The following is a 19,104-nucleotide window of genomic DNA, read 5'->3' on the forward strand; positions in this document are numbered from 1 at the left end:
TCAAATTTATATTGCCATTGCACGTTTAAATTTATTGTCTTCTACTGCTACACACATTTCTGGTAAATTCGCCCTTACTAATTGTTCTGCAAATGGTGGTGGTACTGCATTTCCACATCTCGCTACCTGGTCCTTTTTTGAATATCGGTTCCCTTTATAATCTGTATCAATCACATAGTTCTCTGGAAAACCTTGAGCTGCAAATAACTCATGTGGCTGTAACATCCTCATTCCAATATCAACAATCCTATAATCCTGTCCTTTTACAGTTACAATCCCAAACCTGTCTTTTGTAGTAACTGTATGTAAAGGCTGATCTATTTGCTGTCCCGTATCTGAACCATAATACTTAGTTAAAAATGTAGTTACTATACTAGCTTTATTTACAGCTGTAACTGTATTTAATGGTTTTTCTAAAATATGACCAGTTGAAGTGCCAAAGTGTTGCGCTACAAATGCGGTTGTAACATCCTCATTTCTGTCTCCAATTTGAGCAACTGTAGGACTAACTAAGCAATGTTCTGCTTTAGTTGTGATAGTTGTTAACGGTTTATCTAATGAATATTGCAACCTATCTCCACCAAATCCTGTATGCCCTATTCTCACAATGAAAGGACTTGGATTTTCAACTACAAATCTCTGAATCCCTCGAGCTATTCTTCGTAGTGTATTATCAGAAAGCGGCTTTTTACGACTGAAAATTGAAGGACACTCTATTGACCAATCTATTACTTCAGCCGCTGTTCTCCATGGTTTTAATTTCCCTTTCCGCACATCTTCACTTTTTGGATCGCCATGAGTTTGCTTTGGCCATACAATCGGATGACCGTCACATCTTGCTATTAAAAAGAATCTTTTTCTTATTGTAGGTGCTCCGTAATCACATGCTCTCAACTCTTTAAATTGGACCTCGTATCCCAATGCTTCTAAAGATTTTACAAATGATTTAAAAGTAAGCCCTTTTTTATCTTCATCAGGATAACCGTTTTTTAAAGGCCCCCATGTTTTAAATTCCTCTACGTTTTCCAACATAATAACTCTTGGTCTAACAGCGATTGCCCACTTAACAGCAATCCATGCTAGTCCTCTTATTTTCTTTTCTACAGGTTTACCACCTTTAGCCTTACTAAAGTGTTTACAGTCTGGGGAGAACCAGGCAAGTCCTACTTTTCTCCCCTTAACAGCTTCTACCGGATTAACCTCCCAAACACTCTCACAATAATGTTCTGTATCTGGATGATTTGCTTTATGCATCGCAATGGCAGCCGGATCATGATTGATAGCTATATCTACCGAAAGACCTGTAGCGAGTTCAATTCCAGTGCTTGCTCCGCCACCCCCAGCGAAGTTGTCGACTATGATTTCGCGAAATAAATCCAACTGCATTCCTCTTTCCCCCTCGTTTTCTAATAAAATAGCGTTTTGGTTTTGGTTTAGTTTTCTTCTTTAATTTCCTTAGTTAATTTAACCGTTCCAATTTCTTCTTCAGGTTCAATTGCATATCCACGTTTTCCTAAGAATTTAACTATTTCTGTCATGTCTTCCCAAGCTGGTGTACCTTGACCGAATTTAATAGTTACTGTATTCATTTTTCATTCCTCCATTTTTTTATTCAAATAACGATTTTGTTTAAATTTCATGTAATTCGCCAAGATAGGCTGTGACATATCGAATGTGCGCTTCTCTGCTTCTTCTCCCGCTCCAAGTTTCCATCCCTGTAATTTGTATGCTTGGAAATCTCTCTTCTAAAAGTTGTACCAGTAATTGCTTGTTTATATCATTGTCAGCAAGATGTACTTCTCTATCTTCCTCCGTAAAAATAAATCCTTTATTGCGCAGTTGTTGTATTTTGTCTTCATCTTCTTCCTTATCCGATACAGGTGTACTACTCAATAATCTTGAAAGCCTATCTAATTGAAATCCAAACTTTATATCTAATCCGCCCCATTTGCTAAAACTCATTTCCGAAATGTAATTGAATCCAAGTTCATCCCACCACTCATCAACTTTGCGAGTTAAACCTGCTAATTGCTCTTTTAATCCATCAATTGGCTTCATTTCTGCCATCTGTTGTTCCAATTCGTGAATACGCATATTGGCATTACGAATATCTGCGTGACGATCTGCTCTTTCCTTAGCAAGATTAGATTCATAGTTTGTTGCTTTTGCTACATCCGAAATGTGGGACTCTGATAGTGAAATTAATATCCCTTTCATTTCTTCAGTTAAATTATCTTTTGATAACCATTCATGCATTTGTTGTGCTGCAAAGAACAAGTCCTTTAATCCTTTTAAAGCAACTGCCTTTTGATCTGCATTTAAAACAACTAATTTCTCTTGGTTTTCCATCTCTCATTCTCCTTTTCGATTAAAATAACGCTTTTGTTTAATGAAAATCAATTAACTATAATTTGAAAAATCGGAAACATTTACTCAATGATTTCTCTGAATACTCATGCTATTATTTATGTGCTGATGTTCACCATCCCAAGAACTCAGTAATTTCATCCACAGGCTCCACTCTCACCCTTTTGAGAGTGGAGCCTTTATTTATAAGGTCTATCCTCAATATTTATTTTAATAAAATTCAAATTTTGTCTTAATATCCGTTATCCTGGCGCTGATGGTTCACTTCATTCTTTTTGTAATAACCTTGCTCAATCTCTTCAAATGTGAATCCTAATTTCTTACCTAACCCTAAGAACGAGTACAATAATTCCTCATAAAGCTCAATGTCTTGAGTTGCACGAAATTCCGATACAGCTTCATATACATTGTTAAATTGATTGACTAAAGTACTTGCGGTATAGACGTTTGCATTATGTTCTAATGACTTAAAACTATATTCATTAGGATTAAATTCGATACCATTCCCTAATGAAGCTATAAAATGAAATCCATCTACATACTCCATTAAAATGACTTCTTTTTCACTAGGACCTTTATTGCTCCAATGCTTAAAACATCTTGTTTCATTTGCAAGTTCTCCAATTTCAACCTGTAAAGCAAGAATCATATTGTAAAATAAATTTTGCCCTTCTAATCCGTGTTCCTTGATGATTCTTGTATCTAACACCTTTTGCATTCCGAATATTTTAGTTAAGTTCATTTTGATTTCCCCTTCCTATTTAGCAAATTCCTAATCCTATCGGACGATTTTCAATTAAATACTTATCAGCCTGATCTATTACAAGGAGCGCAACTTCCGCTTGGTGTCTCCTTAATGCTTCTGCCATCTCTGGTAAACTCATACCTTGATTCCACATTTCACGAAAACGAATTACATCTCTTTCATCCCAAATGAAGTTAGCTTCTTCTAAAGCGATGTAAATTTTCAACCTCGATTCCTTCATCGCCTCATGATTTCTTGCTACACTCATAAGCGAACCTACTTTCTAAAAATGATTATTTTATCTTTTCAGTAAACTTAGTATCCACACGATCAACTTTACCGTTGACCCAAACCGCGACTTGCTCACCAAATCCACTCATTGGTGGATTTACTGCTGTTACATTTCCATCCTTCACTATTAAAAGCTTGTTGCTGCTAACATCAATTTCTATTTTTTTCATATGTCCCTCTCCTCTTTACTACCGCATGTACTCGACAACATCAGGTTTAAAACCACTTCCTAAGTAAATCCTTACCGGGATAATTTCTTTTTTATCTCTTGCTGCCTTACATAACTCTTCCGCTGTATCCCAACTAAAGACTTTATCTACAGCTCTTTGAAATCTCCAAATTGCCATTACATATTGTTCAAAGATGTCATAGCGATCATCTTGTTTAGTTGTGCGTGGTAGTTCATCCGTACCCTTTGCATTTCTCGGAACTTGGACACGTACATCTGCATATGTAACGCGTCCAGCTCCTTTTTTTACATTTGCTTTCATTACATCAAACTCGCAAATCGCTGGCTCTACATCGAAAATATTCAATTGCTTAGGCATGTACCTTCACACTCTTTTCAAGAATGTCCAGCAATTCAGTTGCCCCTTCCTTGCTCAAAAACATTCGTCCGTCCAGCAATTCCATGTTTGATTCAGAAACTTCACCTGTTACAAAGCATGACTTTTCTTGTTTTCTTAAAACAATGTTTTCACCCTCGACATGAAAGCCTAGTGCCGTTCCTTCAATAATCCCCAAATTTCTGCGTAACTCTATTGGAATTACCACTCGCCCTAGCTCATCCACTTTTCTTGCAACACCTGTATTTTTCATAGCTTTCTCCCCCTTGTTAACTAGCTTTTTGCTGTTTATTTCTTTCTAATTCTTGTTTCATTGATTCAAATTTTATTAACCATGCTTGCCAACGCTTATCGTTTTCTTCTTGCTGTTGTTTTGCTACCTCACAATTACAACCGTTCGTTTCAATTACACCTGGATAAGTTTCTTTACGAATAATTCCTGTATTACGGCATAATACACACATCGTTATTCCTCCTTATTTTTAATAGATTTACTTATCAGAAAGGTAAAGATTTCTTACGTCTATCAGGTGTGTTTTTAAAGGTCATGGCTGATTTGCAACCAAGTATCCTAGATGTGATTCGTTGGTCATAACAATATGTGATTGCTGCACCTACTAAATTTGTAGCAATTCCATTAGACTTTCCTTGTCTACCATCAAAAATTGTCATATAAGTATCGTTCATATATTTTGTTGCTCTTTGGAGATCGGTAATATTCCCTTCGCCTTTTTTATTGTGAAATTCTAGTGCTTTCAAATTGATATCTCTGTAATCGCCTAAAGTTGAACCGAAATCATCAAATATCACTACATCCGCGTCAATTATCTTTTGTAAGTAATCATCCTCAGATAACTCAGAATCTCTTTTGAATGTAGCTTTTAATTTTTTGAATAAAACACTCTCACTTATAAACAATACGGTTTGCGTTCCGTTCTCATTAATTTCTTCAGCTATGGCATGCATTAAATGACTTTTTCCTCTTCCTGCATCTCCAGAAGCTACTAATGTATATTTCATATCACTTATAAAGTTATGGGCATGTTTTACGGCTTGAGCTTTATTTCTCTCTTCTTCCTCACATTCAGGTATAAAATTTTCAAATGTTGCATTCATAATTGTTGGGTCACTGATTAAACTATGATTATGAAAATAAGCTTTTCTTCTCCGTTCCTCTTCGCCTTTGTAATACTTGTTGCATTCTGCATACAATCTATCGTGATCTTTTTGTAAATAACACTTAGGACAAACTTCCTCACCTTGAAATATCATTGTTCGTTGTTTAATTCCTTTTTCTTCACAAACTTCACATAGATTAGAAGTCAAATTCAGTTTCGTTGTAGTAAATTGCTCCGTTGCTTGCAATTGGATCATTATTTTTCACTCCTTTTTTAGAATTCATTTGAATAGTTAGTTGATCAAACTTTTCACGTAGCTTTTTAGGAGATAAAATGTTACCTTGCCAGAATGGATCAGCTTGGCACCAATCAATAACATCTTTAATCTCTTTTAATTCACGGTTATCCTTTTCACGCATCAATCTAAAATCATTTGCCCAAGAATCAAAGTTCGGTTCTTTTTGTTTAGGGTTATTTCCCTTAATTTTCTCAAACAAATACTTAGCCCCGTTGGTGTCGCAAGTTTCAAACTTGTGACGAGAAGGTTTTTCTTTCTTCTTTTTATCTTTTTCTTTATCTATATCTAATTCTTTATCTTCTTCTATATCTGTTGCGTGACTTCGCGTGATTGTCTCGTGACCGTCACGTGACATCTCTAATTTAAGTTTTTCTCTCTGTTTTTGTTTGCGTAATCGATTTTGTTCACGGATTTTTTCTAATCCATCAACGTTTTGGTGTTTTTCCCAATTCGAAATACAAATGTACTGATCCTCTGTTATCTCAATCATTCCAAATTGCTGAAATGTTTGAAGCGCCAACCTTACTGTCGCAATTGGTCTATTGAATAGAGTTGCAAGCATTTCATCTGAATAAGGAATGTTTTTACTAAGAAAAATGTACCCACTCGCATTTGTTTTCCCGGCTTGCGCTAATAATCTAATCCATATAATCAATAAGGTATCAGCTTCAGGCATGCTCTCAATTAAACGTATTTTTTCATCCTCAAACATACTTGTTGAAAGCTTTATCCATTTAACTTCTGCCATTATATTTACCTCCTCGTACAAACTGCCACATATGCTTGTCCACTTTGGATAATGCGTTGTATTTCATAATGTGGATACCCAACCTTAAAGTACTTTTCAATCATTCGTTTTAATTCATCTTTGCTTTTTGCCAAATCCCAAAACTTATTAGGTAATAGCACTTGATATTCGATTAAATCCATGTACTATTTCCCTACTTTCCGTGATATACTTATAACAACTTATTTTTACTAAAGGACCCATTGCCGTGGGTCTTTTTATTTTGTTTTACATCACTCCAGGCCCATCTTCTTATCGGTTCGTAAGTAATGTAAAGTAGCAATACACTAAATGCTATAAACACTGCGAATGCTACTAATGATGTTGTATCTTCCACTAAATCACCTCCTTATTGTTCAGATATCCATTGCAACAAGAATTCTTTTACTTGTTGAGCTGGGAAATACCATTTACCTCCTACTTTGTGTTTCGGAAATCTAGGATCAAAAAAGAATGTTTTTTGAATGGTATTCCATCCCATACAAGTTCTTCGTTTCAATTCATTAGCATCCCAATATACTAACTCCGCATCGATTTCTTTAACTACTTCTTCAACTTTTGCAAGATAAAGATTTCTTACTTCTTTTTCATCGACTTGAACACTAATCATTTTCATATCTCCCTTTCTATAAAATTTTATCTATTAAGAAATATAATCATTTAATGCCCTAGGTCTTTCTGGGGGATACCATCCTGCGATAAATTTCATAGCATTTTGATAATATTTCCTTGGAATTTTATCGTATTTAGCTACACCAAAATGTCTTTTCAACGCGCCATATATCCCCTGATACGATGCGTTATCATATCCTTCTTTTTTCAGTTCAAAAACACGTTGTTTTACTTTTCGTTGTACAGCTCCTTTATGTTGCTCAGTAAGCCATAATTCGTTATCTACTAGAAGTTTCATTTTGTTCATTTCTTCTTCTGTATGATCTTGTCGTGATTTTATTTGTTTTAGTTCAGTCATACTGTAGATAATTGCATCCTCAACACTTTTAGGTTGTTGCTGTAACTTTTGAATGTGTTCTTTCATTCGCTTGAATTCTTGTAAGAACTTAATTTTCATTTTCATTGCTTCTGGTGTTATGTAACTCATTGCAACAATCGCGAATGCATCTTCTGTAAGATTGAACTTTGGATACCATTGTTTATTTTGATAATGCTGGTATTGGGTAGGCTCAAAGTTGAGCTGCCCCCACTCCGTTTCGTTTGCTTCTATCAATTTTTCTAGCTGAACCTCGATATCTCGAATTACATTTTTATGTTCTTTTCCAAACATTTGAGCCATCGTTAAACTGTCTGTAACCACTTGATTTCTTTCCATAAAAACGAACTCACTTACTGGATGATACGCAACTTGTAATTGATTCATTTTCTTCTTCCTCCACTTCTTCAGTTGTCATTTTGACAACTTTTTGAGTAAAAAAAAGTTCATCTATTGATACTCCAAGCGCATTCGCTAAGGTAGGTATCTTTTCTGCATCTAATCTTCTCTTGCCATTTTCTATGAAAGAAATAGCTGAAGCGTGGCTGAAATCAAGCTTCTTAGCTAATTTTTCTTGAGTAATATTCTTTTGTTTGCGAATATCCCGGACTCTACTTCCAAAAGTCATATCCGCTTCACCTCCTGTCGTTGTCGTTTTGACAACTTCTTGATTTCATTATAGGTTGTCATTTCGCAAATGTAAACCCTATTTTGTCATTTTGTTAAATATTTTTTTACAGATAGTGAAAAGTTGTCAAAAAGTATATATACTGTAATTAAGCAAAAGTTTTGCAACACACGAGAAGGCAGTGTAACACACCTTAAATTAAGGCAATGCACATTAGTAATGGGATATTATTTATAAAGGGGAATAATAAAATTATGAACTTAAACGAAAGATTGAAAGCGTGTCGTGAAAAGAAAGGTTATACGCAGACTTTCATCTCAGAAAAATTAGACGTGAATAAAGCAACTTTATCTAGTTATGAATCAGGAAGACGTAAACCTGATTATGAGACATTAACCAAATTAGCAGACATATACGAGGTTTCTATTGATTATTTATTAGGAAGATCGATGCATCAAAAATTAACAGTTAAAGAAACAGAAGAAATACACAAAGAAACTAATGAATGGATGAAACTGATTAACCAACTTTCCGAGGACAACAAAGAGTTATTTAAATCAACAATACAAAACTTTATATCTAAAAATAAAACTCCGTGAGACTAATAATTGTCTACGGAGTTTTATTTCGTTCTTTTTCCTGTTCAGCAAGTTCTTTTAATAAATCGCGTAAATGATTTACATTTACCCCTTCAGCTTTTTCTATTAATAAAACTTGCGTTATCATTTCTTTCATTTGCCTTTCCCCCTGCATCCTCTTTTAGTTATACACATCGTGGAAAGCTTTCGACCATTCGGTCATTTACTTTCCATCCCTTATAAAGCACGAATGACGCTATCTCTATGATAGCGTCATTCTTTATTTTCAGCCGCCTCCAGCACCAGGATCGACCATCATTCTATATTCAATTGGAGTTTGAGATTGTTGTGTTACCTCTTTATCATTTTTGGTTGGCATGAAGCCAATAGAAGCAATAATTGCTGCTGTTATTGCTATTTTGATAGCCTTTAACTTCAAATAAAATCACTCCTTTTCATACCACAATTATATCATTTTAAGCACTCTCTTGGTAGTCTGGAATAGAAAAAATCCCCTAATCTTTCAAAATCTTCTATTGATTCTTTGAAATAATTTTCTTCCCCAGTAGCTAGGCCTTTGTAATATTTTTGTATAGGACTTAGTTTTTTATTTTCTTTTTCTAATTCGTCTAACAATAATAAGGATTTCTCCTCACGACCGGTTACAGCATATAAAAATGCTTCTTCAGCCTTATCTGTAGGTCTTATTTTTTCTAAATCCATTCTCCAATAAATCTTTAGGAAATTAAGAGTATTCTCTATTGCTTTTTTTCTTACTATACTTTTACGATTTGACGGAGAATCCAACGTTGATATCCCTTGTTCAAAATAATACTTAGCAATATTGTAATCCTCTAAAATATAAGTTTCACCTAAAATACAGTATGCTAAAGCTTTCATGCACTCATATTTATTCAAAGGATCATTTACAATTTCACAGCAATATTTTCTTGCTTGTTCTAAATCATTTGCGTGATGGTTACTTGTAGCTAACATCTCTTTAGCCCTTAATGTAAAAGATGTTTTCAAAGTTCCTTTTTTGATTTCATCAATATATGGCATCAATTGCTTGGTGTATTTTAAAACCATTTTGTGATCGTTAAAATCTAGATGCGAGTATATTAACGCGAAATCAGAAATTATTTTCAATTCATTAGTCGATATTTTTCGTGAATTTCGAAAATCATCTACCGCCCGAAAGAATTCGTGTTTATTTATAAATCCTTCATTACGTAACGCTAACAACTGATATACTTCTGCCACCTTTTTATTCAATCTCGCATTTTTATTCGTTTCTGTATTATTTTGGATCTTAGAAATTAATTTTTTTTGTAGTTCAAATTCTCCATACATATTTAATACTTCAAGTCCTAATCTTTCGTTATTGGGAGATAAGTCATTAAACGACTTCAATAATGACTCTCTTCGAAAATTAATATTCTTAGGTTCATATAATCGTAATGTTTCAACATAGTGCATGAAATCAAATTTAGTACCTTGAGAAAAATAGCTATTAACTGTCGTATGACTAACATTAAATAGCGCCGCTAATTTACGGTTGGTGTAACCGTTTGACTTTAAATCTTCATGCATCTTTTCCAATAACAGTTTCATTTTGCTCCTCCTTGCCGGAACAAAAAGACACGTTAAACCCATTTTTAACTTTTAAAGGAAAACGCGTCACTACATTCAAATGATGTGTTATAATTTATGTAAGACTTGCAGTAAGTGTTTTCCCTAGCCGGATTAGGGAAAGCGGTGTAAGAGTGCGCTAACACTACTTATACACGCTGTGAGTCTTTTTTACGTCCGTTTATTTTATTATTATCATAATATCACATTTTTTCCAAAATTCAGTCGTGTTGTTATCAGATAATTATTGAGAAAGTTGAAAAAGCGTTATATATCAACGTATCTCAAATTAAATAAAAATAAATATGCAATTATGCATTTAACGTATGAAGACCTCATATGCATATTTTACCACAAAACCGAACTTTTGTTCTATTTTATTTTAAGTTTTAAATAGTTTTTCTATCACGATAACATAAATGACAATAAATCTATCATTTATAGTATATCAATATGTCTATAATTATACTTGTACTATGAAGACATTTAGTGAAACTTTAAAAACGTTAAGAAAAAGTCGTTCGTTAAGGCAAGAAGATTTAGCTCATGAACTAAACCTTAGTAGAAGCCAAATAAACAATTACGAAAATGGTTTTTCTGAGCCTGATCTCACTACATTATTTCGCCTCGCTTCCTATTTCAATGTAACACTAGATGTGCTTACAGGTCGCACTGATAATTCGGATGATGAAATGTTACATAATACTTTGATTGGCGTTCAGAAAACATATGGGGTGTTATCTGAAAATCAAAGAAAAAACTTCTGCAAACAACTAGATTATTATGTACGTTTCCTTGGTGAGAATAATGAAATACTATGATTTGATTTCATAATAAAAGAAATCATTTCCAATTTCAAATTGTAAAAATTTCTTCTTTTTACAATTTGAGTAAGAGAGCTATTTAGCTCTCTTTTATATTTGTTCATTCGACACAATATAACAATTTACTAATATTATATTTGCTATGCTATCTTCAGAAATCTTACATTTTATATACTTGGAGGACTAAAAATGAAAATATCTAATAAAATATTTATTTTAGTTAGTATAGGAATACTAGCTATACTTTTTATTAGGGGGATCTATAATAGTATTGAATTTGGAGACTCTGAATATAGAACAGCATATGCTCTAGGTCAAGTGGTCGGTGGAACGATAGCTTGGTTCGGTATAATTGCACTTTTTACATCAATAGTATTATTAATTATTTGGTTAATTAATAAAAAGAGAAAAAAACCAATTTTCATGAGGTCCGCTATAACTTGGGGAATAGTGATTGTTTCATTTGTAATACTATTTGTTGTTATTTTTGTCTCAATGAACATTGAAAATAAAGCAAATGATACAAAATCAAAAAATAGTGAAGTAACAAAATACTGATTTTATCTACAAAAAAAAGACACTTAAAAAGTGTCTTTTTTGTTATACCCCAGTGCCAGGTCCAAATAACTTTTGTTTACCCATTCCACCACCTGGTCCATATAATGATGACCATCCTCCTGGATCAGTTATTTCGTGACCACCTGGTTCTCCAGCAAAACTCTTCATCTTTCCATCCACCTTTCTTATTATGAATATATAAGCATTTTAGCACGCATGTTCTACATATGTAAGTTTTCTTTTACAGTAATTAGGTTATCGTGATATTATTCTAATTAAGTTTGACAGTGACATATCCCACATCAATTGCTATGTCACGATATAAGGAGGATTTTATATGGCGACTTTCAGAAAGCGGGGCAAAAAATGGGAATATCGAATCCGATATGTCGATAAAACTACCGGAAAGAAAAGAGAAATCAGTAAAGGTGGTTTTGATTCAAAAAAAGAAGCTACCTTTCATGCTAATGAAAGAGAGCGTCAATTGTTCCACGGAATGGCTGCTGACAGCAAAAAAACTCTATTAAGTGAATATCTAATTGAGTGGCTAGAGACTTATAAAAAAGGAAAAGTGGGGCAAAGCACTTATATTCTCCATAAAAACAATATTAACAATCACATAATCCCGTATTTTAAAAACATCAAATTAGCGGATATGAATAAAATTGAATACCAAAAATTTATTAATCACCTTATAAACAAAGGTTATTCCAAACGAACAGTAGAAATTGTTAATTCAACAATGTCAAATGCGATAAAACGCGCTATTGATTTAGAAATGGTTTACAAGGATTTCACAAACAGGATTCTAATTGCTGCAGATCGTTTCAACCAACATTCTATAAAAGAAAACTATCTAACAAAAGAACAAGTATCGAAATTACTAAATACAACTCACAAAGACAAAATGATATATTATGTATTATTTTATACTTTAGTAGAAACTGGTATGCGTAAAGGCGAAGCGACAGCATTAGAGTGGGACACAAATATTGATTTAGATAACAAAATGATTCACATCGATAGAACTATAAATTATCACGCTTATACTCCTGCAGGACAGAAGAATAGTAAAGACCTAATAGGTAAAACAAAAACTTATGATTCTGTGCGTTCAATTACTATATCAGATAGACTTGTCTCTGTACTAAAAACATTTAAAACTTATCAAAATGAGTGCAAGCTAAAACTCGGTGCTAGGTATGATAAGACTTTTGATTTTGTATTTACAACTACAGGTAAACCAATACCAAAATCAACATTGAAAAATGTTTTAGATCGTATTCTAAAAAATGCAGAATTACCTCAAATCAGTGTTCATGGATTAAGACATACTCATGCTGTTCTTCTTTTAGAAGCTGGAGTAGAAATGAAATATATCCAAGAAAGATTGGGGCATAAAAATATCGAAATTACTTCTAATATTTATTCTCATGTCACACCTAAAATAATAGAAAATGAACAAAGTAAATACGAAGCTTATGTGGGGCAAGAATTTATTTTTTAGAAAAAGCGGGGCAAAAGCGGGGCAAATCAGTTTTTATAAAAAGTTCCTCCCTTCCTAACTAACTGAAAACAAACCCGCAAAACCCTTATGTATCAACATATTTCATGATTAACTAAATTATAATTAAGACAAGGAAAATAATTAATTGCATCTGTCCTACAAACACATCCCATTCCCAATTATTTAACCCTTTTGATTGCTTGTTTTCTATTCCAATAAAGTTTAAACGTGGTAAGAGTAAAAAGAACAGTGATAACAGAAAAAAACATACGATCATTTCAATTAATGTAAATCCAACTTCTAATTCATTTTTTCTCCCGCATAAAAGCATTGTTCCATCATTTTTCCTTTCACATCTTTCCACATCGTACAAACTTCATTTCCTCCCCAATATGTGTAATATACATTTCCGTTTATGACTTTTTCTTTCTGTTGTTTTGCCTCATTCTCATACATATATAAAGCTGCTTCTTTTTTTAATAATACAAATGCCTTATAATGAATTTGTATGTTTTTTCGTTCTTGCATAATCAATACTGTCTGAGGAAGTAGTAAAGATACCATCATCATTACTATACTTAATACTACAAGCATTTCAGCCATCACTGACCCTTTTTGACATTTCACGATACGTAAATCTCCCTCTTCCAAGCTGGAATACAATCTCATATTTATAACTTTGATACGAAAGTAAAATCGTGCCACCTCTATTAATATTTCCACTCGGATTATATGTCATCGGATTTGGAAAAGTATTCAAATCCAATTGTATATCGCTATCATATTCTCTTTTAATGATAGAAAGATCCGTACTCGATTCCCCTATATAATACATATGTCTATCTTTATGCCATCGTAATGTATAGTGTTTTTGACGGTTTATGGCTAATTGTTGCATATACAAAATATCATTTGAAAACTGTCTTAAAAATTGTTCAATTTTTTGTTTTTCATATAAGGAGTATACGTTAAAATACGTGACCATACTTAGTACAGAAATTGCAAATAAAACGAGTAGCATTTCTAAAAGGGTAAAACCTTTTTGCTTCACAGTTTCCCACTTGTTACTGTGCCATCATTGGAAATATGAATAGCTTCACCATTCGGACACTCATCCTTTGTAATATATTTCCCATCAATTAGCTCTTTTAGCGAGGGAATTTTATTATGTTGTAGTTGATATACTTGTATTTGCGCTTCTATAGATTTCACATAGGCTTTACATCCTTTTCCTTCGACGGATGAACGCTGCGTAACTACATTCGGAATAATTAATAGTAATAATACAGTGATGACGACCATAACTAATAACATTTCTAAAAGGGTAAACCCTTCCTCATTCTGCATGTAAATGCCTCCTATATAGAATTCATCATTTGAAACATTGGCATAATCATCGCTAAATACATAAGAACGACTATTGCTCCAATACACGTAAATAAAATTGGTTGAATAATCACTAACATACGTTTAATTTTTTGCTCCATCTTTTCCATAATCAGATCACTATAATCACCTAATTCAATCGCCAAATTACCGTTTGCTTGGCCATGTGTAATAATATAAGAAAGTTCTTCCTCATAATATCCGCTTTTAGCAATAATAGATTGCAACGGTTCTCCCGCAATTAATTGGTGTTTAATTCGGCCCGCTTCATACTGAAAGAACGGATGATATTTTTGCTCCATCATTATTGTTAGAGCCTCAAGTACTGATAGTCCTCCGTGTAATAAGCCGCTCAATTGAGTAGCGAAATAATGCGAATGCTTTAAAATAAGAAATGTTTTTATGAGGGGAATACGAAGCATAATTTTTATCTGCTTCATATGCGGGAGTTTCCGAAAGTACAATATATATACACTACAACCCACCATAACAATAAAAATAGTGCTAAAAATAAGGTAGGGGAGTAGCTTAATTGTACTTAATATTTGTTCTGTGAATAACGGTGCTGTAGAACCAAATGAACTATATACCATGTCAACCTGTGGTAATAAAATGCGGTTAAAAATCAAAATCATGATTATTAAAAAGAACGCCAAAAACATAGGATACTGCATTATTTTCATCATATCTTTCCTATACTTATCCTTTTTATAAAGAAGTGCACTCCCTTGTTGCAACGCAAAAGAAATATCACCATGTTGCTCGGCATAAAATAAATAGCTTAACATCTCCTGATGAAACTTTAATTGATGAAAAGAATCGTGTAGACTTTTTCCATTTTTTAATCCATCAATCATGCGCTGCAATTGTACTTTCTTTTCTAAAGGTAATTGAAACCGTAAAAATTCTAATGCCTGCAAAAGAGAATATCCTTTTTCTAATAGTTCTCCTAATCGTTTCAGTAATATTACTTGATCACTTAAACTCCATATTTTCTTAAACATAAACATCCTCTTCTAAAAATCCTAAAGCGTACCCTTTTCGCAGCGAAGACTCTAATGTCTCATGCTTGTACGTGACACATTCCCCGTTTGCTTCTTTAATCGCTTGTTTTAATTCATACCCATATAACAACTCATAAATACTCGCTTGCCTTACTTGCCTCATTGATTTACATACAGTTGAGCACTTTCTTTTGCAAAACGGACACTTCAATTCAACAAGTCGCTGTGCAGCTATAGCCAATAAAGATTGTTCAATCTCTTGCCTTGTTATGCCAAAGTCCATAAACCGAAGTATTGCTCCTTTCGCATCATTCGTATGCAGTGTCGTCATTACTAAATGGCCAGTCAAACTTGCTCTTATAGCGATTTTTGCTGTTTCTTCATCACGAATTTCACCGACTAAAATAATATCTGGATCATGACGTAAAATAGCCTTCAGTCCCGCCTCATATGTTATACCTGCTTTTTCATTTATTTGAATTTGTAATACATCGTCATTTCTTTTTTCAACTGGATCTTCCAGCGTAACGATGCGACGTGTTTTCTTTTTTCTAATTACTTCTAATAATGCATACATTGTTGTTGTCTTTCCTGAACCAGTCGGTCCCGTAAAGACGAGTAATCCATGAGAATAATGTAAAAAAGAAAGTAGTTTCTTCGCTGTACTTGGAAATAACGAAAGATGAGATAACGGCTGAATAGATGCTTGTAAATGAAGACGAATAACGAGACTTTCTTGATATACGGTTGGAAGCGTGGAAAGGCGTAAATACACTTCTTGTCCATCTATTTGTAAATACAGTGAACCGTTTTGTGGTTTCCGCCTCTCTCCTATATCCATGGATGCTAAAAATTTAAAGTGTGAAACAAGTTTTTCTCCAAATTCCTTTTCAATGTATTGTTTCGTCATTAAATCTTTTCCTATACGCAGTTGAACCGCTACATCCTTCTTCCGGGGCACAATATGTAAATCCGAAGCTTGTACCCTACACGCCTCTTTCAAAATCATATTCGCAAAGCTTTCAATTCCATTCATCATTTTTCCCTCCCCACTATGTATATAGCATGAAGAAATCCATCTGAAAAATCGGTATTTTTGCATTTTCACTAGATGAAAAAGGAAAAATATGTTTGTGAAATTATGAACAATTTCCGAATTATTGTCTAAAATTACCTATACCCATGTTTATCTGTATTATAATGTTATTATCTTGGATAAAGTGATAAAGGTGGAGATCCTCATGGAACAAGCTTTAAAAATTACAGGTGTTTTAGCTGACCCAACTCGTTATTACATTTATAAATATATTTCTCAAAAACATAGTTACGTAACTGTACAGGAAATTGCAGATGAGTTTGACATTCATCCAAACGTAGCGCGTTTACATTTATCTAAATTAGAAGATGTTCATATGCTGAAATCTGAAACGAAGAAAACTGGAAAAGGCGGACGACCAAGCAGATTATATGTATTATCTGAAGATGTTATCCAATTACAATTCCCATTCCGTGACTATCAATTGTTAGCAAGAATCGCGTTTAATTCTTTACTTAGCCTTGGTGCTGCTGGTGAAAAAGCGCTCTACGAAACAGGGAAACAATTCGGGGCCGAATTAATGCAACAACATATGCAGCGTTTAAATGTGAGTGAAGATGCCTTAACAGTTGAACAAAAAATTCAAATTGCAAAAGAAGCCTTTTCGACAGCTGGCTTATCACCTGCATTTGAATTAAGTGCAGATGGAACGAAAATTTTCTATGATGTACACAATTGTCCATTTAAAGAAGTTGCTGTCCATCACCCAACTGAAATTTGTAATATGCACGGAGATATGATGAAAGGGATTTTTGAAATCCTATTCCCTAACACGGAATTAACACGAAACGATAGTTTACTAGATGGATGTAAATCTTGTAATTATAAACTAACAATTTAATCTCTCATATAAAAAGAAGCCAATTATAATTGGCTTCTTTTTATATGAACGAATATTTACAATAGTAAGAAAAATAAACTATAATGAAGTGAGGTTTACTTTTTTTAGAAAAGGAGGGAGATGGCATGGAGCGCATGTTTCGCGTTCTCGGCTTTTGGACTGGAATTTTCTCGGTTATGTTTTATGTAGGGGATATGCACTCGACCGCACTACTATTTTTAGGACAAACAGGATTCTTCGTACTTTTAAGCTATTTAAATTTAACAGAGCGTATGTATATATACGTATTTGGGGCATATTTAACTGTTTTCTTCATAGGATTTACATACTACACGACGTTTTTACTTGTCCCTGGGGCTGGACATTAAAAGATGGCATTTTGCCATCTTTTTTTAATTCCGCAATCTCCTAGTTGACTTATAGGTTTTATTACCTTATATTCTATATAACAGATTGGAATTAGGGGGAATCAACATGAATACACTGCTTGTCGGAATTAACGTTGCAGTCATGCTCATTTTAGTTGGCGTATTATATTATATGCAACGTAAGCATGTATCTTTTAATAAACGCGTATTTACCGCTTTAGGAGTCGGAATTATCTTTGGTCTTATATTACAATTTATTTATGAGCCAACTTCTAAAGTAATTATTGAATCAAATACTTGGTTTGGCTTAATCGGTAACGGTTATGTGAAATTACTTCAAATGATCGTTATGCCACTTATTTTAGTATCTATTATTTCAGCATTTACAAAATTACAGTTAACGAAAAACCTTGGTAAAATTAGTGGTCTTATTATCGGAATTTTAATTCTTACTACAGGAATTGCTGCAGCTGTCGGTATCGCTGCAAGTGCAGGATTTGATGTATCTGCAACAGGCCTACAACAAGGTGATGCAGAATCTGCTCGTCTGAAGCTAGTTGAAGAAAGATTTACTTCTATTGAAAAAACAACAATTCCAGATAAATTATTAGAACTATTGCCTACAAATCCATTTCTTGATTTAACAGGCGCTCGTCCAACATCAACAATTTCTGTTGTAATATTTGCAGCCTTTATCGGCATCGCCTTTATAGGTGTAAAACGAAAATATCCAGAACAAGCAGAGCTATTTAAGAAAATGCTTGATGCTGTATATGCAATTGTAATGCGTATGGTAACATTAATTTTACGTCTTACTCCATACGGCGTATTAGCTCTTATGGCAAAAACAGTTGCTGGTAGCGATATAAATGCTATTTTAAAACTTGGTAACTTCGTGTTAGCGTCTTACGTGGCACTTATCGTAATGTTCGTTATCCACTTATTATTAATTGCTCTATCTGGTTTAAATCCAATTCAATATTTGAAAAAGGTGTTCCCTGTATTAACATTTGCATTCACATCTCGCTCTAGTGCTGGCGCAATGCCATTAAATATTGAAGCGCAAAAAGAAAAACTTGGTATTTCTGAAGGAATCGCTAACTTCGCAGCATCATTCGGAGTATCTATCGGTCAAAACGGTTGCGCAGGTATTTATCCAGCAATGCTTGCAATGATGGTCGCTCCAACTGTAGGAATCGATCCATTACAACCACAATTTATTTTAACTTTAATCGCTGTCGTTGCGATTAGCTCATTCGGTGTTGCCGGTGTTGGTGGCGGTGCAACATTCGCAGCATTAATCGTACTATCTACAATGAACTTACCAATCGGTATTGTTGCTCTTGTTATCTCAGTTGAACCATTAATCGATATGGGGCGTACAGCTCTTAACGTAAGTGGTTCTATGACAGCAGGTCTTATTTCTAGTAAATGGCTTGGTGAATTAGATCAAGATACGTACAACCAAGATGATACAAAAACTGGTGAAATTGCTTCATAATAAAAAGGACGCTAACAGTTT

Annotated in this window: 32 protein-coding genes and 1 pseudogene; 7 read left to right on the forward strand and 26 right to left on the reverse strand. The window is 33.8% G+C overall.

The window, feature by feature from the left end:
• Positions 1-6: 6 nt before the first annotated feature.
• The 16 genes from EKQ63_RS22665 to EKQ63_RS22725 form a co-directional block, all read right to left on the reverse strand.
• Positions 7-1,386 carry a DNA cytosine methyltransferase gene (locus EKQ63_RS22665; RefSeq protein WP_143881523.1) on the reverse strand — a complete coding sequence of 460 codons (1,380 nt, stop codon included), beginning with the start codon at positions 1,384-1,386 and terminating at the stop codon, positions 7-9.
• A 47-nt stretch (positions 1,387-1,433) separates the two neighbouring features.
• A complete protein-coding gene (locus EKQ63_RS29990) occupies positions 1,434-1,589 on the reverse strand; it encodes a DUF8088 domain-containing protein (RefSeq protein ID WP_190240622.1) in 156 nt (51 codons plus the stop codon).
• Between the two features lie 40 nt (positions 1,590-1,629).
• Entirely contained in the window at positions 1,630-2,349 is a 720-nt protein-coding gene (locus tag EKQ63_RS22670; RefSeq protein WP_143881524.1) for a hypothetical protein, read from the reverse strand.
• A gap of 250 nt (positions 2,350-2,599) precedes the next feature.
• Entirely contained in the window at positions 2,600-3,109 is a 510-nt protein-coding gene (locus EKQ63_RS22675) for a dUTP diphosphatase (RefSeq protein ID WP_143881525.1), read from the reverse strand.
• A 19-nt stretch (positions 3,110-3,128) separates the two neighbouring features.
• Positions 3,129-3,380, reverse strand: a complete 252-nt coding sequence (locus EKQ63_RS22680; RefSeq protein ID WP_074565272.1) for a helix-turn-helix domain containing protein — start codon at positions 3,378-3,380, stop codon at positions 3,129-3,131.
• Positions 3,381-3,405: 25 nt separating this feature from the next.
• Positions 3,406-3,573, reverse strand: coding sequence for a DUF3954 domain-containing protein (locus tag EKQ63_RS22685; RefSeq protein WP_000717826.1), 168 nt, complete (start codon positions 3,571-3,573; stop codon positions 3,406-3,408).
• A gap of 18 nt (positions 3,574-3,591) precedes the next feature.
• Positions 3,592-3,951, reverse strand: a complete 360-nt coding sequence (locus EKQ63_RS22690) for a cell division protein SepF (protein ID WP_143881526.1) — start codon at positions 3,949-3,951, stop codon at positions 3,592-3,594.
• Positions 3,944-4,222 (reverse strand): AbrB/MazE/SpoVT family DNA-binding domain-containing protein, encoded by a 279-nt coding sequence (locus tag EKQ63_RS22695; RefSeq protein ID WP_073543801.1) that lies wholly within the window; start codon positions 4,220-4,222, stop codon positions 3,944-3,946. The genes EKQ63_RS22690 and EKQ63_RS22695 overlap by 8 nt, the downstream gene beginning before the upstream one ends.
• Positions 4,223-4,238: 16 nt before the next feature.
• Positions 4,239-4,433, reverse strand: a complete 195-nt coding sequence (locus EKQ63_RS22700; protein WP_143881527.1) for a hypothetical protein — start codon at positions 4,431-4,433, stop codon at positions 4,239-4,241.
• Positions 4,434-4,467: 34 nt separating this feature from the next.
• Positions 4,468-5,343: a DnaA ATPase domain-containing protein gene (locus EKQ63_RS22705; RefSeq protein ID WP_143881528.1), complete on the reverse strand. Its 876-nt coding sequence runs from the start codon at positions 5,341-5,343 to the stop codon at positions 4,468-4,470.
• Complete coding sequence (locus EKQ63_RS22710; RefSeq protein ID WP_000852573.1) at positions 5,285-6,133, reverse strand: phage replisome organizer N-terminal domain-containing protein; 849 nt, start codon at positions 6,131-6,133, stop codon at positions 5,285-5,287. The genes EKQ63_RS22705 and EKQ63_RS22710 overlap by 59 nt, the downstream gene beginning before the upstream one ends.
• 5 nt (positions 6,134-6,138) lie before the next feature.
• Positions 6,139-6,315, reverse strand: a complete 177-nt coding sequence (locus EKQ63_RS29995; RefSeq protein ID WP_000364156.1) for a hypothetical protein — start codon at positions 6,313-6,315, stop codon at positions 6,139-6,141.
• Positions 6,316-6,344: 29 nt separating this feature from the next.
• Positions 6,345-6,509 (reverse strand): hypothetical protein, encoded by a 165-nt coding sequence (locus EKQ63_RS30000; RefSeq protein WP_190240623.1) that lies wholly within the window; start codon positions 6,507-6,509, stop codon positions 6,345-6,347.
• Between the two features lie 12 nt (positions 6,510-6,521).
• On the reverse strand, positions 6,522-6,782 hold the full coding sequence (locus EKQ63_RS22715; protein WP_000626615.1) for a hypothetical protein: 261 nt from the start codon (positions 6,780-6,782) through the stop codon (positions 6,522-6,524).
• A 33-nt stretch (positions 6,783-6,815) separates the two neighbouring features.
• The gene (locus EKQ63_RS22720) at positions 6,816-7,547 is read right to left on the reverse strand and encodes an ORF6C domain-containing protein (protein ID WP_143881529.1); all 732 of its coding nucleotides are present in this window, start codon (positions 7,545-7,547) and stop codon (positions 6,816-6,818) included.
• Positions 7,510-7,788: a helix-turn-helix domain-containing protein gene (locus tag EKQ63_RS22725; RefSeq protein WP_143881530.1), complete on the reverse strand. Its 279-nt coding sequence runs from the start codon at positions 7,786-7,788 to the stop codon at positions 7,510-7,512. Before EKQ63_RS22725 ends, EKQ63_RS22720 begins: the two co-directional genes overlap by 38 nt.
• A gap of 254 nt (positions 7,789-8,042) precedes the next feature.
• Here EKQ63_RS22725 and EKQ63_RS22730 point away from each other — a divergent pair, with 254 nt between their 5' ends.
• Positions 8,043-8,387 (forward strand): helix-turn-helix domain-containing protein, encoded by a 345-nt coding sequence (locus EKQ63_RS22730; protein WP_074602597.1) that lies wholly within the window; start codon positions 8,043-8,045, stop codon positions 8,385-8,387.
• 13 nt (positions 8,388-8,400) lie between these two features.
• On the opposite strand, the gene EKQ63_RS30515 is transcribed toward EKQ63_RS22730, so the two are convergent.
• From EKQ63_RS30515 to EKQ63_RS22735, 3 genes are all read right to left on the reverse strand, one after another.
• Positions 8,401-8,523 carry a hypothetical protein gene (locus tag EKQ63_RS30515; RefSeq protein ID WP_263053820.1) on the reverse strand — a complete coding sequence of 41 codons (123 nt, stop codon included), beginning with the start codon at positions 8,521-8,523 and terminating at the stop codon, positions 8,401-8,403.
• 129 nt (positions 8,524-8,652) lie between these two features.
• A complete protein-coding gene (locus EKQ63_RS30005; RefSeq protein ID WP_190240624.1) occupies positions 8,653-8,805 on the reverse strand; it encodes a hypothetical protein in 153 nt (50 codons plus the stop codon).
• 32 nt (positions 8,806-8,837) lie between these two features.
• On the reverse strand, positions 8,838-9,980 hold the full coding sequence (locus EKQ63_RS22735; RefSeq protein ID WP_143881531.1) for an AimR family lysis-lysogeny pheromone receptor: 1,143 nt from the start codon (positions 9,978-9,980) through the stop codon (positions 8,838-8,840).
• Between the two features lie 494 nt (positions 9,981-10,474).
• Here EKQ63_RS22735 and EKQ63_RS22740 point away from each other — a divergent pair, with 494 nt between their 5' ends.
• Complete coding sequence (locus EKQ63_RS22740) at positions 10,475-10,819, forward strand: helix-turn-helix domain-containing protein (RefSeq protein ID WP_143881532.1); 345 nt, start codon at positions 10,475-10,477, stop codon at positions 10,817-10,819.
• 192 nt (positions 10,820-11,011) lie between these two features.
• On the forward strand, positions 11,012-11,380 hold the full coding sequence (locus tag EKQ63_RS22745; protein ID WP_143881533.1) for a hypothetical protein: 369 nt from the start codon (positions 11,012-11,014) through the stop codon (positions 11,378-11,380).
• Between the two features lie 42 nt (positions 11,381-11,422).
• Here EKQ63_RS22745 and EKQ63_RS30520 read toward each other — a convergent pair whose 3' ends face one another.
• On the reverse strand, positions 11,423-11,548 hold the full coding sequence (locus tag EKQ63_RS30520; RefSeq protein WP_263053821.1) for a hypothetical protein: 126 nt from the start codon (positions 11,546-11,548) through the stop codon (positions 11,423-11,425).
• Positions 11,549-11,717: 169 nt separating this feature from the next.
• Between EKQ63_RS30520 and EKQ63_RS22750 the strand changes: the two genes are divergently transcribed.
• On the forward strand, positions 11,718-12,887 hold the full coding sequence (locus EKQ63_RS22750) for a site-specific integrase (protein WP_143881534.1): 1,170 nt from the start codon (positions 11,718-11,720) through the stop codon (positions 12,885-12,887).
• Between the two features lie 142 nt (positions 12,888-13,029).
• Here the strand turns inward: EKQ63_RS22750 and EKQ63_RS30525 are convergent.
• The 6 genes and pseudogenes from EKQ63_RS30525 to comGA form a co-directional block, all read right to left on the reverse strand.
• Positions 13,030-13,218: pseudogene (locus tag EKQ63_RS30525) on the reverse strand (prepilin-type N-terminal cleavage/methylation domain-containing protein); the annotation flags it as partial.
• Positions 13,188-13,490 carry a competence type IV pilus minor pilin ComGE gene (gene comGE / locus EKQ63_RS22760; protein ID WP_143881781.1) on the reverse strand — a complete coding sequence of 101 codons (303 nt, stop codon included), beginning with the start codon at positions 13,488-13,490 and terminating at the stop codon, positions 13,188-13,190. The pseudogene EKQ63_RS30525 and the gene comGE, both read right to left, overlap by 31 nt.
• Positions 13,483-13,938, reverse strand: a complete 456-nt coding sequence (gene comGD, locus EKQ63_RS22765) for a comG operon protein ComGD (RefSeq protein ID WP_087954300.1) — start codon at positions 13,936-13,938, stop codon at positions 13,483-13,485. Before comGD ends, comGE begins: the two co-directional genes overlap by 8 nt.
• Positions 13,935-14,234, reverse strand: a complete 300-nt coding sequence (gene comGC, locus EKQ63_RS22770) for a competence type IV pilus major pilin ComGC (RefSeq protein WP_001178694.1) — start codon at positions 14,232-14,234, stop codon at positions 13,935-13,937. The genes comGD and comGC overlap by 4 nt, the downstream gene beginning before the upstream one ends.
• An 11-nt stretch (positions 14,235-14,245) precedes the next feature.
• Complete coding sequence (gene comGB / locus EKQ63_RS22775) at positions 14,246-15,277, reverse strand: comG operon protein ComGB (RefSeq protein ID WP_088326717.1); 1,032 nt, start codon at positions 15,275-15,277, stop codon at positions 14,246-14,248.
• Complete coding sequence (comGA, locus tag EKQ63_RS22780; RefSeq protein WP_087954298.1) at positions 15,270-16,313, reverse strand: competence protein ComGA; 1,044 nt, start codon at positions 16,311-16,313, stop codon at positions 15,270-15,272. Before comGA ends, comGB begins: the two co-directional genes overlap by 8 nt.
• A gap of 205 nt (positions 16,314-16,518) precedes the next feature.
• On the opposite strand from comGA, the gene EKQ63_RS22785 reads away from it, so the two are divergent.
• The 3 genes from EKQ63_RS22785 (at position 16,519) to EKQ63_RS22795 (ending at position 19,083) form a co-directional block, all read left to right on the forward strand.
• On the forward strand, positions 16,519-17,214 hold the full coding sequence (locus tag EKQ63_RS22785; RefSeq protein WP_000434105.1) for a helix-turn-helix transcriptional regulator: 696 nt from the start codon (positions 16,519-16,521) through the stop codon (positions 17,212-17,214).
• A gap of 125 nt (positions 17,215-17,339) precedes the next feature.
• A complete protein-coding gene (locus EKQ63_RS22790; protein WP_000440714.1) occupies positions 17,340-17,582 on the forward strand; it encodes a DUF2626 domain-containing protein in 243 nt (80 codons plus the stop codon).
• 106 nt (positions 17,583-17,688) lie between these two features.
• The gene (locus EKQ63_RS22795; protein ID WP_001094339.1) at positions 17,689-19,083 is read left to right on the forward strand and encodes an L-cystine transporter; all 1,395 of its coding nucleotides are present in this window, start codon (positions 17,689-17,691) and stop codon (positions 19,081-19,083) included.
• Positions 19,084-19,104: the final 21 nt, after the last annotated feature.

The sequence above is a fragment of the Bacillus sp. BD59S genome, assembly GCF_007363175.1.
Taxonomy (GTDB): Bacteria; Bacillota; Bacilli; order Bacillales; family Bacillaceae_G; genus Bacillus_A; species Bacillus_A pacificus.